The organism is Streptomyces caelestis, from assembly GCF_014205255.1.
In the GTDB taxonomy this organism is placed as follows: Bacteria; Actinomycetota; Actinomycetes; order Streptomycetales; family Streptomycetaceae; genus Streptomyces; species Streptomyces caelestis.
Window position 1 is genome coordinate 520207 of record NZ_JACHNE010000001.1, and the last position, 15279, is coordinate 535485.

The window sequence follows — 15279 nt, forward strand, 5'->3', positions numbered from 1 at the left end:
ACCGTACCTCCCGAGAGCTCAGGCGGCCGGGGTCTCCAGCCGGCTGATGCGGAGGGCGCCCCGGGCCTCGTCGGGGTGGCGGCTCGTCATCGTGAGCCGGATCCGGGAGCCGCGGACGGCCTTGAAGGTGATCACGGTCGGGGTGTCGGAGGCGGTGGCCCAGTCGACCGCCGTGTCCTCCACGGCCCGCCACGCACGGCCGTCCCACACCGCCACCTCGATCGCCGCGGGCAGGCTGTGCGTGGCGTCGACGGTGAAGGAGACGTCCACCCGGTCGAAGCCGCGGGTGCGTCCGTGGTCGACCGTGACCCAGTCCTCGGTGCGCGCCCCGTCGAAGGCGGGCAGCAGGGCCGTGGCCTGCTTGTAGAAGCCGTTGGACCAGCCGGTGGCCGGGTCTGCGTCGAGCATGGCGGCGGGCAGGGTGTCCGGGCGGCCGGAGTAACTGGCGTCCGCGTGCGGGTAGTCGACGGGCGCGGGATGATCCGGCCGGAAAGCGGCCGGGGCGGTCTCGGCCCGGTCCCCCGCCCGGGTGGCGCGTACGGTCGCCGTGCCGGTGCGCAGTCCGTCGGCGCGGGCGGTCACCTTCACCGTGCCCGCCTTCGTGCCGGAGCGGACGATGGCGAGGGCCTTGCCGTGGAAGGCGGTGCGGGTGCTCGCCTGGTAGCGCTCGGCGCTCTCCTGGCGGCCGTTGTCGAGCCCGGCGAGGGAGCCGTTCGCCACCTCGAAGGAGAGCAGGTGCTCCGCGTCGGGCACCACCACACCGCGCCGGTCGACCACCTCGGCGGTCACGAAGACCAGCGAACGCCCGTCGGCGGCGAGGGACTCGCGGTCCGGCGTCAGGCGTATCGCGTGCGGGGCGCCGGCGGTGCGCAGCACGTCGGTGGCGACCACCTTGCCGTCCCGCCGCGCGACCGCCTTCAGCTCGCCCGGCGCGTAAGGCACCTTCCAGGTCAGGTGGAGCTTGCCGGCGCTGCCGTTGGGGCTGGTGTAGCTGCCGGGGTAGGGGCCGTCGGTGAAGGTCTTGTCGTCGCCGGTCGCCTCGGTCGTCTCCAGGTACGTGCGGCCGTCGACGGTCTTCTTGGTGTCGAACCGCCGTACGCCCAGGGACTTTCCGTTGAGGAACAGCTCGACGGTGCCGACGTTCGAGTACGCCCACACCTCGACCGTGTCGCCCTCGGCATGGTTCCAGGTCATCGGCAGCAGGTGGACCATCGGCTTCTCGGTCCACTGGCTCTGGAACAGGTAGTACATGTCCTTGGGGAAGCCCGCCGTGTCGACCGCGCCGAAGAAGGACGCCTTGACCGGGAAGACGTCGTAGGGCGTGGGCTCGCCGATGTAGTCGATGCCCGACCACAGGAACTGCCCGGTGAACCACTTGCGGTCCCGGTCCTTCTTGTGGCCGTACTCGCCGCTCATGGTCCAGGAGGCGAGGTTGTTGTCGTAGGAGGAGGTCCCGCGCCTTCCCGGCGTGTAGTTCTCGCCGGTGTTGAGGTGCTCGGGCTCCTGGTACTCGCCCCGGGTGGAGGTCTCCGAGGAGGACTCGGACTCGAAGAGGAAGAGGTGCGGGTAGGCCGCGTGCAGCTGGTCCACCGACTTGGCGGTGTTGTAGTTGAGGCCGAGGCCGTCCAGCTTGGCCAGCATCAGGTCGGCCGCGGAGCCCTTGGCGGGGAGGCGGCGGTACTTGTCGGAGCCGATGACCAGCGGGCGGGTGTCGTCGGCGGCCCTGATCGCGGCGATGATCCGGTCGGCCATGGCGAGGCCGGCGGTGGAGGTGGAGTCGGGGACCTCGTTGCCGATGGACCACATCAGCACGGCGGGCGAGTTGCGGGCCGCCAGCACCATCTCGGTCGCGTCCTTGTCGCACCACTCGTCGAAGAACCGGCCGTAGTCGTACCGGTTCTTGCCGGTGCGCCAGCAGTCGAACGCCTCCACCAGCATGACGATGCCCAGCTCCTCGCAGACCCGGATCACCTCGGGCGCGGGCGGGTTGTGGGAGGTGCGCAGGGCGTTGACGCCCATGGACCGCATGATCTCCATCTGGCGACGGATCGCGTCGATGCTGACCGCGGCGCCGAGCGCGCCGAGGTCGTGGTGGAGGTCGACGCCCTTGAGCTTGTGGTGGGTGCCGTTGAGGAAGAAGCCCTCGTCCGGGTCGAAGCGGAAGGTGCGGAACCCGAACGGCGTGCGGTAGGTGTCGGTGGTCCTGCCGCCGACGCGCAGTTCGGTGAGCAGGGTGTAGCGGTGCGGGGCCGCGATGTCCCAGAGCCGGGGGCGCCGGACCGTGAGCTCGTGGGTCTCGGTCTTCTCGTCGGTGACGGCGGCCGTGGAGGAGGTACGGGCAACCGTCCGGCCCTTCGGATCGACGATCCGGGAGACGACCTCGACGTCGGCGCCCGCGCCCGACGCGTTGACCACCGACGTGTCGACCCGTACGACGGCCCGTTCGGCGGAGATCTCGGGGGTGGTGACGCGGGTGCCCCAGCGGGCCACGTGCACCGGCTCGGTGATCACCAGGCGGGCCTCGCGGTAGATACCGCTGCCCGAGTACCAGCGGCTGCTGGGGAGCCGGTTCTGGACCTTGACCGCCAGCACGTTCTCGGTGGTGCCGTCGGTGTGCACCAGGCCGGTGAGGTCGAGGGCGAAGCCGGTGTAGCCGTAGGGGTGGCGGCCGGCCTCCTTGCCGTTGCAGTAGACGTGGGAGTCCATGTAGACGCCGTCGAACTCCACCGAGATCCGCTTGCCCGCGAGGGCGGGCGGCAGCGTGAAGGCGAGGCGGTACCAGCCGAGGCCGCCGGGGAGGAAGCCGGTGCCGCTGGTGGTGCCGTGCTCGGTGGTGGGGGTCTGCTCGATGCTCCAGTCGTGCGGGACGGCGATCTCGCGCCATCCGGAGTCGTCGTGTCCGGGAAGGTGGGCGTCGGCGTAGGCGCCGGTCGGGTCGGTGATGCCGCCCGGGTTGACCAGCGCGAAACGCCAGCCGTCGCGCAGGGCGACGGTGCGGCGGCCGGACGCGCCGCGCGCCTCCTCGGCCGCCCACACCTCCGGGGCGCCCAGCAGTGTTCCGGCCGCGGGCGCGGCGGCGGAGGCGAGCAGGACCGATCTGCGCGTGACCGACATGGCGGCTCTCCCTCATAAGACCCAGAAATACTCACAACTAATCGTGAACGAACAGATTCTGTCGAGGTGTCACACCGGGCCGTCAAGGGTGCGGGAGCGTCGTTCTGCCCCGGGCGTCACATCGGCCGGAATCGCGCCTCGACCGTGTGCCGCCGGCCGCGCAGGGGTTACCGGTTCATGTCGGGCGCCCACGGACTAGTCTGGAACTCAAGCGACCTCCCTGATCACTGTGAGTGTCCGTATGGAGTGGCGACGATGAGCCCGGACGAGCCGTTCGACGATGGCGTGGCCGCCCGCGCCGTCATCGCCGCCGACGGCACGCTCACCGAGTGGAGCGAGGGCGCACACCGTCTGCTGGGCCATACGGCCGCCGAGGTGCTGGGCCGTCCGGCCGTCGAGCTGCTGGCCGACGGGGCGGAGCCGCCGCCCGTGCCCGCCGACGCCCGCTGGAGCGGGACACTCACGCTGCGTCACCGCGACGGGCACGCGGTCTCCGCGTGGGTGCTCGCCCACCGCAGACCGCCGGACGGCCCGGAGGCGGCCGAGTGGCTCGCCGTGTCCCCGCCTCAGGCCCCCGTGCCGGAGCTGCCGGACGATCCGCTGGTGCGGGCGGCCCTGACGCAGTCGCCCTGCGCCACGATGGTCTTCGACGAGCGGCTGCGGCTGCGCGGCGTCAACGACGCCATGGCGGACCTCCTCGGCCTGCCCCGCGACCGGCTGCGGGGCCTGCGGCCCACCGACATCGGCAGCCGGCCGCAGAACGCGGAGCTGGAGGAGTACCTGCGCCGCGTGCTGATCACCGGCCGGCGGCAGGACATGCAGACGTACATGAAGGCCAGCGGCGAGAACCGGGATGCGCACGCCTGGCTGGCCCGGCTCGCACCGCTCACCGAGGACTCGGGGCGGGTGCGGGGCGTGTGCGTGACGGCCCACGACTTCACCGACCAGTACCGGTCACGGGAGCGGCTCCAGCTGGTCAACGAGGCGAGCGTGCGCATCGGCACCACCCTCGACGTCACCCGTACGGCCCAGGAGCTGGCGGACGTGTGCGTGCCGACGCTCGCCGACTTCGTCAGCGTCGACCTGCTCGACGTACGGGAGCACGGCGGCGAGTCCGCCGGGCCGCCGGCCCCACCGGTGAGCCTGCGCCGGGCCGCCCACCAGTCGGTCAACCCGGGCAGCCCCGAGGCCGTGGCCAAGCCGGGGCAGGTGGACGTCTATCCGGAGAAGTCCCCGCAGGCCGCCTCGCTCATCGCGGGTCACGCGGTCGTGTCCTCCGCAGCGGACGGCGGCGACCTCGAACAGTGGCTCGCCTGGGACCCGGTCCGGTTCCGGCGGGTCCGCGAGTACGGCGTCCACTCCACGATGTCCGTGCCGCTCCAGGCCAGGGGCTCGACCCTCGGGGTCGCGGTCTTCACCCGCTTCCGGCGCCCCGAGCCCTTCACCGCCGACGACGTGCTGCTGGCCGAGGAGGTCACGGCCCGGGCCGCCGTCTGCATCGACAACGCCCGCCGCTACTCCCGCGAGCGTGAGACGACGCTCACCCTGCAACGCAGCCTGCTGCCCCGCACCCTGCCGCGCACCCCGGCGGTGGAGGCGGCCTCCCGCTACCTTCCCGCCACCCGTTCCGGCGTGGGCGGTGACTGGTTCGACGTGATCCCGCTGTCCGGGATGCGCGTCGCGATGGTCGTCGGCGACGTCGTCGGCCACGGCATCCAGGCCTCGGCCACCATGGGCCGGCTGCGCACCGCCGTCCGCACCCTCGCCGACATCGACCTGGCCCCCGACGAGCTGCTCACCCACCTCGACGACCTGGTCGTCCGGCTGTCCCAGGAGTCCGGCAGCGACGCCGCCACCGGAGAGGTCGGCGCCACCTGCCTGTACGCGGTGTACGACCCCGTGTCGCGACGCTGCACCCTGTCGCGGGCCGGGCACCCGCAGCCCCTGCTGGTCCCGCCGGACGGCCCGGCCCGGCAGCTCGACCTGCCCTCCGGTCCCCCGCTCGGTGTCGGGGGGCTGCCGTTCGAGTCCGCCGAGGTGGAGCTGCGGGAGGGCAGTGTCCTGTCGTTCCACACGGACGGGCTGCTCGCGAGCCGCGAGCGGGACGTCGACGCGAGCCACCGGATGCTCCGCCAGGCCTTGTCGGCCCCCAGCGACTCCCTGGACGAGACCTGCGACCGCGTGTTGCACGCCCTGCTCCCGCCGGGCGGCTCCGCCGACGACGTGGCCCTGCTGCTGGCCCGCACCCGCGGCCTGCCGTCCTCCCAGGTGGCGACCTGGGACATCCCCGCCGACCCGGCGCTGGTGGCCCCCATCCGCAAGCAGGTCGTCGACCAGCTCGACCGGTGGGGGCTGATCGAGGCCACCTTCACCGCGGAACTGGTGGTGAGCGAGCTGGTCACCAACGCCATCCGCTACGGCGCCGCGCCCATCCGGCTGCGGCTGATCCACGACGCGTCCACGCTGATCTGCGAGGTGTCCGACACCAACCACACGGCGCCGCACCTGCGCCGCGCCAAGACCTGGGACGAGGGGGGCCGCGGGCTGCTCCTGGTCGCCCAGCTCACCCAGCGCTGGGGCAGCAGGCACACCACCGAGGGCAAGACGATCTGGGCGGAGCTGGAACTGCTCGACGGCCTGTGAGCGGACACGGGCAGCGGGCCGTGAGGGCGACGGGGTCCTCGTAGCAGCCCTCTTACCGGCGCCTGGTTTCATGGGCGGGCACGACCTGACCACGTCGCGGAGGACGCCGCCCTGAACACCCCGCTCGCCGAAGTCCTGTCCGTGGCGCTGCTGGCCGCCGTGCTGGTCTGGGCGGTGATCCGTCCGCGGGGGCTGCCCGAGGCCGTGCTGGCGGTTCCGGCCGCCGGGCTCGCGGTCGCCATCGGAGTGATCCCGCCGGACCACGCGTGGGAGGAGATCCAGCGGCTGGGGCCCGTGGTCGGCTTCCTCGCGGCCGTGCTGGTGCTCGCGCACTTCTGCGACGTCGAGGGGCTGTTCACGGCGTGCGGGGCGTGGATGGCCCGCTGGGCGGCGGGGCGTCCCGCGCGGCTGCTGACGGCGGTGTTCGCACTGGCCTCCGTCATCACGGCCGTGCTCAGTCTGGACGCCACCGTCGTCCTGCTCACACCGGTGGTGCTCGCCACCGCCTCCCGGATGGGCGTCCGGGCCCGGCCGCACCTCTACGCCTGCGCCCATCTGTCGAACACCGCCTCGCTGCTGCTGCCGGTCTCCAACCTGACCAACCTGCTGGCCTTCACGGCGAGCGGGCTGAGCTTCACCCGGTTCGCGGCACTGATGGCGCTGCCCTGGCTGGTGGCGATCGGCGCCGAGTACCTGGTGTTCCGGCGCTTCTTCGACGACGAACTGACCGCCCCGCTCCCCTCCCCCGACCCCGCGACGCCTCCCGAGCTGCCGCTGTTCGCCCTGATCACCGTGGGCTGCACGCTCGCCGGGTTCGTCGTGGCCTCCGCCCTCGGTATCGCACCGGCGTGGGCCGCCCTGGCCGGCGCGCTCGTGCTGGCCGTGCGGTCGCTGCTGCGGCGGCGGGCCACCCCGCTGACGGTCGTGCGGTCCGCGGCACCGGCCTTCCTGGCGTTCGTGCTGGCCCTCGGTGTCGTCGTGCGGGCGGTCGTCGACCACGGGCTCGCCGACGCGCTCCACCGGGTGCTGCCCGACGGTTCGGGCCTGCTCACGCTGCTGGGCGTGGCCGCGCTGGCCGCCGTCCTGGCGAACCTCATCAACAACCTGCCCGCGGTTCTGGTGCTGCTGCCGCTGACCGCGGGGGCCGGTCCCGGTGCCGTGCTCGCGGTGCTGCTCGGCGTGAACATCGGCCCCAACCTGACCTACGCCGGATCACTGGCGACCCTGCTGTGGCGGCGGATCGTGCAGCAGCACGGACACCGGGTCGGGCTCGGGGAGTTCACCCGGCTCGGGCTGCTCGCCGTACCGGCCGCGCTGGTGCCGGCCGTGGTGGCGCTGTGGCTGTCGCTGCGCGTCGTCGGGGGCTGAGGGGCCCGAGGGCGCGTCCGGTCAGCGGTGGCCGCCTCCGCCGCCGTAGCCGCCGTACCCGTAGCCATGACCGGGGTAGCCGTAGCCGGGATACCCGTGTCCGGGGTAGCCGCCCTGGCCGTCCCCGTCCCCGTCCCCGTCGCAGGGGTAGCCGTACCGGTAGCAGGCCGATTCGGTGGGCGCCGCACCGGTCGGCGCCGGCCGCGGTGCCGCCGACGGGGTGGCGGACCGGGTCGGTGTCGGTGTCGCCGTGGGGGTCTTCGAGGGCGTCGGGGTGGGCGTGGGGCGCGGCGCCGGGGCGGCGGACCTCCAGTTGACGACCTCCAACTGGAGGTCCGCCTTGGAGGTGTCGATCGCCCAGCGCTGCACCTCGGCGGCTGCCCGGGTCTTGAGGACCAGGGCTCCCGAGCCGTCGGTCGCGGCCGGAGCCAGGGCGAGGTCCTGGTCCCAGCGGGGCACCAGGGCGCCCTGGAGGGTGAAGTCGTAGCGGATGTTCCTGGTGTCCGGCCGGGACTCTCCCGTGCAGGGGGCCAGCCGCACCGAGTAGCCGAGGTGCGAGTCCAGGCACAGGTCGGGGTCGGCGCCGTTGCGCAGCAGACCGTCGGTCTCGTACGTCCACTGCTGGGCGGCGTCCGAGGAGCAGGTGGTGAGCTCGGCCTCCGCGTCCTCGACGGCCTTCTCGCCCTCGATGCCGACGCACAGTCCGGAGGCGACGTTGTGCAACCGGCCTCGCAGGGCGCCCTTGTCGGCGTCGCCCGACCCGACCCACGACGGGTCGCCCGTCGGCTCGCCCGCACCTGAGCCGGGCGTCTTCGAGGGCCGGCCGGCACCGGCCTGCGGAGTGCCCTCGCCCGAGTTGCCCAGGGACCACACGACCAGCGGCAGGACGACCAGGCCGCTGACGGTCAGGATGCCCACGGTGAGGTTGCGTCGGCGGGCGGCACGGCGGGCCGACTTCTGGGCGGACCTGCGGGCCGCTGTGCGGGGGCCGTCGGCACGCGGGCCGGGGACGGCTCCGGCCGGCGGGGTGCCGGGCGGGGCGGGGAAGCCGTCGTGGGCGGGAGCCTGCGCTGCTTCCACCGTGGCGGGGACGGGAGCGGGTGTGGCGGGGGCGGGTGGCATGGCGGCCGTGCCGACCGGGTCGGTGAACGACTCCCCGACCCTGCCCGCGAGGACGACGGGGTCGGGGAAGTCCTCAGCGGCCACACCCCCGGGGAGCCCGTTCTCCGCGGTGGCCGTCTCCGTGCCGGGCCCCGGGGCGTCGGTCGCGCCGCTCTCCGCGGCGCCGCTCGGTCTGCTCTCCGCGTACTCCCGCCCGCCCCAGCCCAGCACGCCCTCCGCCAGGGCGAGACCGAGCCCGTGGTTGAACCGGTCGAGCTGGTCCGCGGCAGCGGCGCAGTGCCCGCAGCCCTGGATATGCGCGCGTAGATCGGGGTCGAGGTCGAGGGCGCCACGCCGGTACGTGACATCCAGCAGGCGCAGATAGCGCCGGCACTCCTCGTCGGGCGCGAGTTCGCGGTGCAGCTGGAGGCTCTCCTCGCGCAGCCGGTCACGGGCCCGGCCCAGTTCGACGCGGGCGCCCTCCTCGTCCAGGCCGAGCAGCCCGGCGGGGACGGCGAGCGGTTCGGCCTCGACCTCGACGTGCCACAGCAGGCAGCGCGCGGACTGGGGCAGCCGCTGGAAAGCGCCGGACAGCAGCCGCCGGTGCTGCTGCGGCAGCAGCCGGGCGGCCACCCGCTCCCCCTCACCGGCCCCGGACAGCAGCTGCGGGTGGAGCATGTCCCGCCTGTGGTCGGTGGCCCACTCGGCCGCGATACGCCGTACGGTGAGGAGCAGATGGGGCCGCCACGCGGAGGTGGGGCCGTTCTGGCGCAGGGTTTCGCCGAAGATCCGGGTGAACGCGGCGGTGGTCAGTATTCCGGCGGAACGCGGACCGTCGGTGCACAGCCGGGCGTAGGCGGAGGCCGCCTCCCAGTGCCGGTCCAGCAGTTCACCGACGGGGTGAAGCGCGGGGGTCGCCCCCGTCCACTTCCTGAGCTCGGCGCTCAGTTGCTCGTCCGTCGCGCCGATCCTGCGGGCCGGACCCGGAGAATTCGACGGGCCTGCGTCGTTCACGGCTGCATTCCTCTCAAGGACATGCGGAAGAAAGTCCATACCAAGGGGTATGCCGGCCCGGTGGCCTCGCGCATACGAAGAATGGCGTGTTGTCCGGACGCCGACAAGGCACACCTTTGCACAGGTCAGCAACAGGTAACAAGTGATCTCGCGGTTTCGTGCATTGTGGGCGCTGCCAGGGACTTTGACAAAGTGTCAAGTGCAGTGCAAAAGGGATTTCCGTGCTGTCCGTTCTGTTTTTCGCGACGCCTTTTCACTTCCAGGCGCCCCCGCTCCGGGCGCCGCCCGGAAACCATTGAACTGCCGTCTGCACAGCAGCTCACACCCTCGGACCGTCCCGGCAAGGCCCATTCTAGGACTCCTCCAGGAACCAATGGCCACACCGCTTCTCAGTCCCGCGGACCGCCGTGAACCGCGTTCCGGTACGCCCCGGGCGGTGTTCCGTACCGCTCACGGAAGACACGGTTGAAGTGGAACGGGCTGGCGAAACCCGAAGCCGCGGCAACGCGTTCCACGGGCAGGTCGGTCCCCTCCAGCAGCCGGGCGGCGTGACGCAGCCGCGCCTCGCGCAGGGCGCGCATGGGTGACTGGCCGAGCTGGCGGCTGAACAGATGGGCGAAGCGGGACGGCGACAGGGAGACCTGCCCGGCCAGCGAGCGGACGGTGTGCGGGGCGCCCGGGTCGGCGTCGATGAGCTCCTGGGCCCGGTGGATCCGTGGGTCGAGGCCGGGACGGGCTGCCGCCTGCCGGGCGCCGGCGGTGGTGAGGAGGACGATCTCCTCCAGTGCGCACAGCGCCAGTTCGCGGGCGGCACTGCCGTGCGCGACGGCGATCTGCCCGTCGGGGGCCGCCGCAGCGTCGGGCGGTCCCCCGGCGCCGGGCCGGCGGGCGTCGGCGTGCATCCGCCGGAACGCCGCCTCGACACGGCCGTGCACCGCGGCCCGGGCGGAGGTCACCACGTACACCCCGTCGCCGGCGTCGTGCGGCCGCAGCCACGCGGCCCACGACGGGCGGGCCTGGCAGTGCGCCCACCAGAACCGCCAGCGCCGGGCACCGGGCCCGACCGCGTACCCGTGCGGGGCACCGGGGGCGAGCACCACCAGCCGGCCCGCACCGGCCGAGGTCTCCACCCCGCCCTGCCAGAGCCGCCCCCGGCCACCCGTGGTCCAGGTGAAGAGCCAACTCGCGGCCCCGCGAGGCCGGTTGACGCCGTATCCGGGCGGCTGGTCGAAGTGGCCGAGCACGACCAGACCGGGCGGCGGTGCGGGGTCCCCGTCGGGCCCGTGCTCAGCAGTGCCGGGCAATCCGTCAGCACGCACGGACATCCCCCTCGGTGGCTCGGTGACCTAGCGTGTCGTGCCGGGGACCACTGACCGAGGAGTGCACTCATGACAGTCACGGGCAACGGTGCCGCCGGCGTTCCCATCCTGGACCCTGCCGCGCTCCGGCGGTACCGGGAGGGTTTCGAGGAGGACGGTTTCACGGTCGTGCGCGGGCTCTTCGGGGCCGACGAGACCGAGCGGTTGTGCGAGGAGTTCACGACGCTGCGGGCGGCCGGCCCGGTGCCCGGGCACTTCGAGCCGCGCGCGTCCGGGCCGGGCGCCGATCCGCTGCACGTCTGGCCGCGGGTGATGCACCCGCACGAGATCAACGACCTCGCTCGCGAGGTCCTGCTGGACGCCCGGCTGCGGACGGTTCTGGAGGTGCTCCTCGGGGAGGAGGCCCTGGCCGCGCAGAGCATGTTCTACTTCAAGCCGCCGGGCGCCCGGGGGCAGGCGCTGCACCAGGACAACTTCTATCTGCGGGTGGAGCCGGGCACGTGCGTGGCGGCGTGGCTGGCCTGCGACATGATCGACCGGGAGAACGGCGGGCTGGAGGTCGTGCCGGGCACGCACCGGATGGACCTGTTCTGTCCGCAGGAGGCGGATGCGGGAGTGTCCTTCGCCCGGGAGTACGTTCCGCCGCCGCCCGGTCTGGCCGCCGTGCCGGTGGGCATGGAGCCGGGGGATGTTCTCTTCTTCAACGGCAGTCTGGTGCACGGGTCGCAGCCGAACCGCGCGGCTGACCGGTTCCGGCGGTCGTTCATCGGGCACTACGTGGGGCGTTCGGCGGAGCGGATCGGGGGGTTCTACCGGACCATGACGATGAGCGGGGCGCGGGTTGTGCTGCCCGAGAGTGAAGGCGCGGGGCCCTGTGGCACGGAGTTCGCGCCGCAGGGGCCCCACTGATCTGTCGTCCCCATGGGGCGCTTTCAGTGGCCGGCGATCGGATGCGGCGTGTAGGGCTGCTCCAGTTCCTCGAGTTCCTTGTCGCTGAGCTCCAGCTCCACCGCTGCCACCGCGTCCTCCAGGTGCTGCGGCTTCGACGCTCCGATGATCGGTGCCGTCACCGTGTCCTGCTGGAGGAGCCAGGCGAGGGCGATCCGGGCGCGGGGCACGCCCCGTGCCTCGGCGATGCGGGTGACCGCCTCGACGATGGTGCGGTCGCCCTCCTGGTACAGCTTGCCGGCGAAGGGGTCGGTGGCGCCGCGCTCGGTCGTGGTGTCCCAGTCGCGGGTGAGGCGGCCGCGGGCGAGCGGGCTCCAGGGCAGCACGCCGACGCCCTGGTCCGCGCACAGGGGCAGCATCTCCCGCTCCTCCTCGCGGTAGAGGAGGTTGTAGTGGTTCTGCATGGAGACGAAGCGGGTCCAGCCGTTCAGCCGGGCGGTGTACTGGGCCTTGGAGAACTGCCAGGCATACATCGAACTGGCCCCGATGTAGCGTGCCTTGCCCGCCTTGACGACGTCGTGCAGGGCCTCCATCGTCTCTTCGACCGGGGTGTGCGGGTCCCAGCGGTGGATCTGGTAGAGGTCGACGTAGTCGGTGCCGAGGCGGGTGAGGCTGTGGTCGATCTCGGTCATGATCGCCTTGCGGGACAGACCGGCACCGTTGGGCCCGGGCCGCATCCGGCCGTGCACCTTCGTCGCCAGCACGATCTCGTCGCGGCGGGCGAAGTCGCGCAGCGCCCGGCCGACGATCTCCTCGCTGGTGCCGTCGGAGTAGACGTTCGCCGTGTCGAAGAAGGTGATCCCCGCCTCGACCGCCTGCCGGATCAGCGGGCGGGAGGCCTCCTCGTCGAGGGTCCACTCGTGCGTACCGCGGTCGGGCACGCCGTAGGTCATGCACCCCAGACAGATCCGCGAGACGTCCAGGCCCGTCGAACCGAGCTTCACGTACTGCATCGTTGCTGCTCCTGCCTTCGGGAGGTGTTCCAAGGGGAGCGTATGTGCTCGTGTGCACTCGAAGCCGCGCCGGCTGACGGGCCGTCACCGTCGGTGCCCCCGGGTGACCGACCGGAGTGGGAGCGGCCGGGCGGCCGGACCGCTCCGCATCCGCGGCACAGGTGACCGGCGCCCGGCCGGTCGGGGGCGAACAGGAGGACGCCGCGGCGGCACGACGGAGGACACTCAGAGCCCTGACCGTGGCGGCCGCGGCATCCCTCCCCTCCGCCTCGACCGCCTGGAGCCGGCCGGTCCCACCGCAGCCCGAGGCCCGGGCACCGGCGGCGGCCGGGCCCGCGACGCGGTGGGCACCGGCCGGGGAGCTGCGTGGCGCGGACGGCGAGCGGGCCGTCGTCAGCCTGTGCGCGGGCAGCGGCACGCCGGTGATGGCGGTCTCGGCGCCCGCGACCTGCCACCGCCCCGGGACGTCCGTCCGGTACGCCTGTCTCACCTCCGATACCTGGACGGCGCGACGCGAGGGCGCGACGGTCGCCTCCGGGACGCTGCCCGGTTCACAGCCGTCCCCGGGCCCGGGGACGTACGGCGTCACCGCCACCGTGCACGTCCGTTCCGCGCCGGCCGGTGTGGACCCGGTGGGCGGTTCGGGCTGATCGGCGAGAGGCGACGGGGATGCTGATCAGCGCGGCGGACGCCCGGTGTGTCGTCGACAGCCACACGTCGAAGGCCCGGCTGACGCACTCCGCGGACTGCGCCCTCACCGACCTCCAGCCGGGGCGTCCGGCGATCGTGGGCGTGCGGGTCACACTGACGTCGGCCTGCTCGATGGTGGTCTCGAAGCTGGGCTACTGGATACCGCACGGGCAGGCGCTGTACACCGGCGGCCCGGTGGAGGGGCCCACGGTCGGCTGCGACTGACCGTCAGCCGCGTTCGACCAGGTCCAGCGCCCGTCCCCAGCCGAACTCCGGCCGCCCGCCGTCCGCGTCGGGCTCTCCGGTGTAGGGCTGCCCGAACCGCACGCCCATCCCCCGCAGCCGTTCGAGACTGTCCCGGTAGGCGGGGTGGGAGGCCAGCGCGTCGGCCACGCACGGCAGGACGGCGATCGGCACACCGAGCCCCGCCGCCTCGCACAGGGTGCCCAGGGCGAGGGTGTCGGCGACGCCGGCCGCCCACTTGTTGACGGTGTTGAAGGTGGCGGGCGCGACGACGACGGCGTCCGGCGCCGGGAACGGGCGCGGCTCGCCCGGGGCGCGCCAGGCGGACCGGATGGGGCGGCCCGTCTGGGCCTCGACGGCCGCGGTGTCGAAGAAGCCGTTCATGGCGACGGGCGTCGCGATGACGCCGACCTCCCCATCACGCTCCTGCGCGGCGGTGATCAGTTTGCTGACGTCCGCGGCGATACCGGCGGCGCAGACGACGACGTAGAGGAAGGGCTTGCGGGCGGCCTGTTCGGTCATCCCGGAAACCCTAGCGACCGTGCCGGGCTCACCGGAGGGGGAACGTGGCTCCGCGCTCCCGCTCCGGCCGCGGGCCGCGGATGCGGCGCTCCCGCTCCTCGATCGGTACGTCGTTGATGCTCGCCTCGCGGCGGGTCATCAGGCCGTGCTCGTCGAACTCCCACAGTTCGTTGCCGTAGGAGCGCCACCACCGGCCGTCGGTGTCGCGGCACTCGTACTGGAAGCGGACGGCGATGCGGTTGCCGTCGAAGGCCCACAGGTCCTTGCGCAGCGCGTACTCCTGCTCGCGCTCCCACTTCCGGGTCAGGAACTCGGCGATCTCGGCGCGGCCGGTGACGAAGGTGTCGCGGTTGCGCCAGACGGAGTCCTCCGAGTAGGCGAGGGCGACCTTGTGCGGATCGCGGGTGTTCCAGGCGTCCTCGGCGGCCTGCACCTTCTGCGCGGCGGTGTCCCGGGTGAACGGCGGCAGCGGCGGGCGGTCGGTCATGGGGCCTCCCTGATCTACAGGGAGAACGAGCGTTCTCCACAGCGGCTGCTACGGTAGGAGAACGCTCGTTCTCGCGTCAAGGAGTGGTCGGACATGGACAGCGCATCGGCCCGCGAGCGGGCGCTGGACGCCGCCGAGGAGCTGTTCTACGGGCGAGGCGTGCAGTCCGTCGGCATGGACGACGTCCGCGGTACGTCCGGGGTCTCACTCAAGCGGCTCTACCAGCTGTTCCCGGCGAAGGAGCAGCTGGTGGAGGCGTATCTGGAGCGGCGTGACGCGCGCTGGCGCGGGCAGCTGGCCGAGTACGTCGAGCGGTACGGGGAGCCGCGGGAGCGGATCCTGGCCGTGTTCGACTGGCTGGGCCGGTGGTTCGGCGAGCCGGGGTTCCGGGGCTGTGCGTGGATCAACGCGTACGGGGAGCTCGGCGCGACGTCCGCGCGCGTGGCCGGTCAGGTGCGCGCACACAAGCGGGCTTTCCGGGACTACCTCGCCTCACTCGTCGACGCGGCGGGGCTGCCCGGCGCGTTGGCCGGGCAGTTGTTCCTGCTCGCCGAGGGTGCCATGGTCACGGCGGGTGTCACCAGGAGCGCCGAGCCCGCGGCCGAGGCGCGGGAGGCGGCCCGGCTGCTCCTGGGCGCCGGGTGAGGGACTGATGTGCCAGGCGTCAGCTCACCGCCTCCGGCACGGTGATGGCGCTCACCGGGCAGGCCCGGGCCGCCTCCCGTACCAGCGGACTGCCGCCGCCGTCCTCCTGGCCGGGCAGCAGGGCGCCGTAGCCGTCGTCGTCCTGGGTGAACACGTCCGGGGCGGTCAGGGCGCACTGGCCCGCACCGATGCAGACGTCCTTGTCGATGTCGATGTGCATGTGCGGAAGTCT

13 protein-coding genes are annotated in these 15279 nt (G+C 73.0%); 6 read left to right on the forward strand and 7 right to left on the reverse strand.

The features are described 5' to 3' along the window. Positions 1-18 precede the first annotated feature (18 nt). Positions 19-3114, reverse strand: coding sequence for a glycoside hydrolase family 2 TIM barrel-domain containing protein (locus HDA41_RS02280; RefSeq protein ID WP_184980136.1), 3096 nt, complete (start codon positions 3112-3114; stop codon positions 19-21). 255 nt (positions 3115-3369) lie between these two features. Here HDA41_RS02280 and HDA41_RS02285 point away from each other — a divergent pair, with 255 nt between their 5' ends. Together HDA41_RS02285 and HDA41_RS02290 are read left to right on the forward strand one after the other, a co-directional pair. Next, a complete protein-coding gene (locus HDA41_RS02285; protein WP_184980138.1) occupies positions 3370-5757 on the forward strand; it encodes a SpoIIE family protein phosphatase in 2388 nt (795 codons plus the stop codon). A gap of 111 nt (positions 5758-5868) precedes the next feature. After that, on the forward strand, positions 5869-7125 hold the full coding sequence (locus HDA41_RS02290) for an arsenic transporter (protein ID WP_184993073.1): 1257 nt from the start codon (positions 5869-5871) through the stop codon (positions 7123-7125). 21 nt (positions 7126-7146) lie between these two features. On the opposite strand, the gene HDA41_RS02295 is transcribed toward HDA41_RS02290, so the two are convergent. Together HDA41_RS02295 and HDA41_RS02300 are read right to left on the reverse strand one after the other, a co-directional pair. Beyond that, positions 7147-9240, reverse strand: coding sequence for an RICIN domain-containing protein (locus HDA41_RS02295; RefSeq protein ID WP_230299690.1), 2094 nt, complete (start codon positions 9238-9240; stop codon positions 7147-7149). A 389-nt stretch (positions 9241-9629) separates the two neighbouring features. Then, entirely contained in the window at positions 9630-10565 is a 936-nt protein-coding gene (locus HDA41_RS02300) for a helix-turn-helix domain-containing protein (RefSeq protein ID WP_184980142.1), read from the reverse strand. A gap of 63 nt (positions 10566-10628) precedes the next feature. On the opposite strand from HDA41_RS02300, the gene HDA41_RS02305 reads away from it, so the two are divergent. Beyond that, positions 10629-11468, forward strand: a complete 840-nt coding sequence (locus HDA41_RS02305; protein WP_184980144.1) for a phytanoyl-CoA dioxygenase family protein — start codon at positions 10629-10631, stop codon at positions 11466-11468. A 23-nt stretch (positions 11469-11491) separates the two neighbouring features. Here HDA41_RS02305 and HDA41_RS02310 read toward each other — a convergent pair whose 3' ends face one another. Continuing rightward, complete coding sequence (locus tag HDA41_RS02310) at positions 11492-12460, reverse strand: aldo/keto reductase (protein WP_184980147.1); 969 nt, start codon at positions 12458-12460, stop codon at positions 11492-11494. A 239-nt stretch (positions 12461-12699) separates the two neighbouring features. Here HDA41_RS02310 and HDA41_RS40900 point away from each other — a divergent pair, with 239 nt between their 5' ends. Both HDA41_RS40900 and HDA41_RS40905 read left to right on the forward strand, forming a co-directional pair. Beyond that, positions 12700-13110, forward strand: a complete 411-nt coding sequence (locus HDA41_RS40900) for a hypothetical protein (protein WP_230299689.1) — start codon at positions 12700-12702, stop codon at positions 13108-13110. A gap of 19 nt (positions 13111-13129) precedes the next feature. Further along, a complete protein-coding gene (locus tag HDA41_RS40905; protein ID WP_230299688.1) occupies positions 13130-13375 on the forward strand; it encodes a hypothetical protein in 246 nt (81 codons plus the stop codon). Positions 13376-13378: 3 nt separating this feature from the next. Here the strand turns inward: HDA41_RS40905 and HDA41_RS02320 are convergent, their stop codons facing one another. Both HDA41_RS02320 and HDA41_RS02325 read right to left on the reverse strand, forming a co-directional pair. Beyond that, on the reverse strand, positions 13379-13915 hold the full coding sequence (locus tag HDA41_RS02320) for a flavoprotein (RefSeq protein ID WP_184980149.1): 537 nt from the start codon (positions 13913-13915) through the stop codon (positions 13379-13381). Positions 13916-13943: 28 nt separating this feature from the next. Beyond that, a complete protein-coding gene (locus HDA41_RS02325; protein WP_184980151.1) occupies positions 13944-14402 on the reverse strand; it encodes a nuclear transport factor 2 family protein in 459 nt (152 codons plus the stop codon). A gap of 93 nt (positions 14403-14495) precedes the next feature. On the opposite strand from HDA41_RS02325, the gene HDA41_RS02330 reads away from it, so the two are divergent. Continuing rightward, the gene (locus tag HDA41_RS02330) at positions 14496-15047 is read left to right on the forward strand and encodes a TetR/AcrR family transcriptional regulator (protein WP_184980153.1); all 552 of its coding nucleotides are present in this window, start codon (positions 14496-14498) and stop codon (positions 15045-15047) included. 19 nt (positions 15048-15066) lie between these two features. Here the strand turns inward: HDA41_RS02330 and HDA41_RS02335 are convergent, their stop codons facing one another. Then, on the reverse strand, positions 15067-15267 hold the full coding sequence (locus HDA41_RS02335) for a ferredoxin (RefSeq protein ID WP_184980155.1): 201 nt from the start codon (positions 15265-15267) through the stop codon (positions 15067-15069). Positions 15268-15279: the final 12 nt, after the last annotated feature.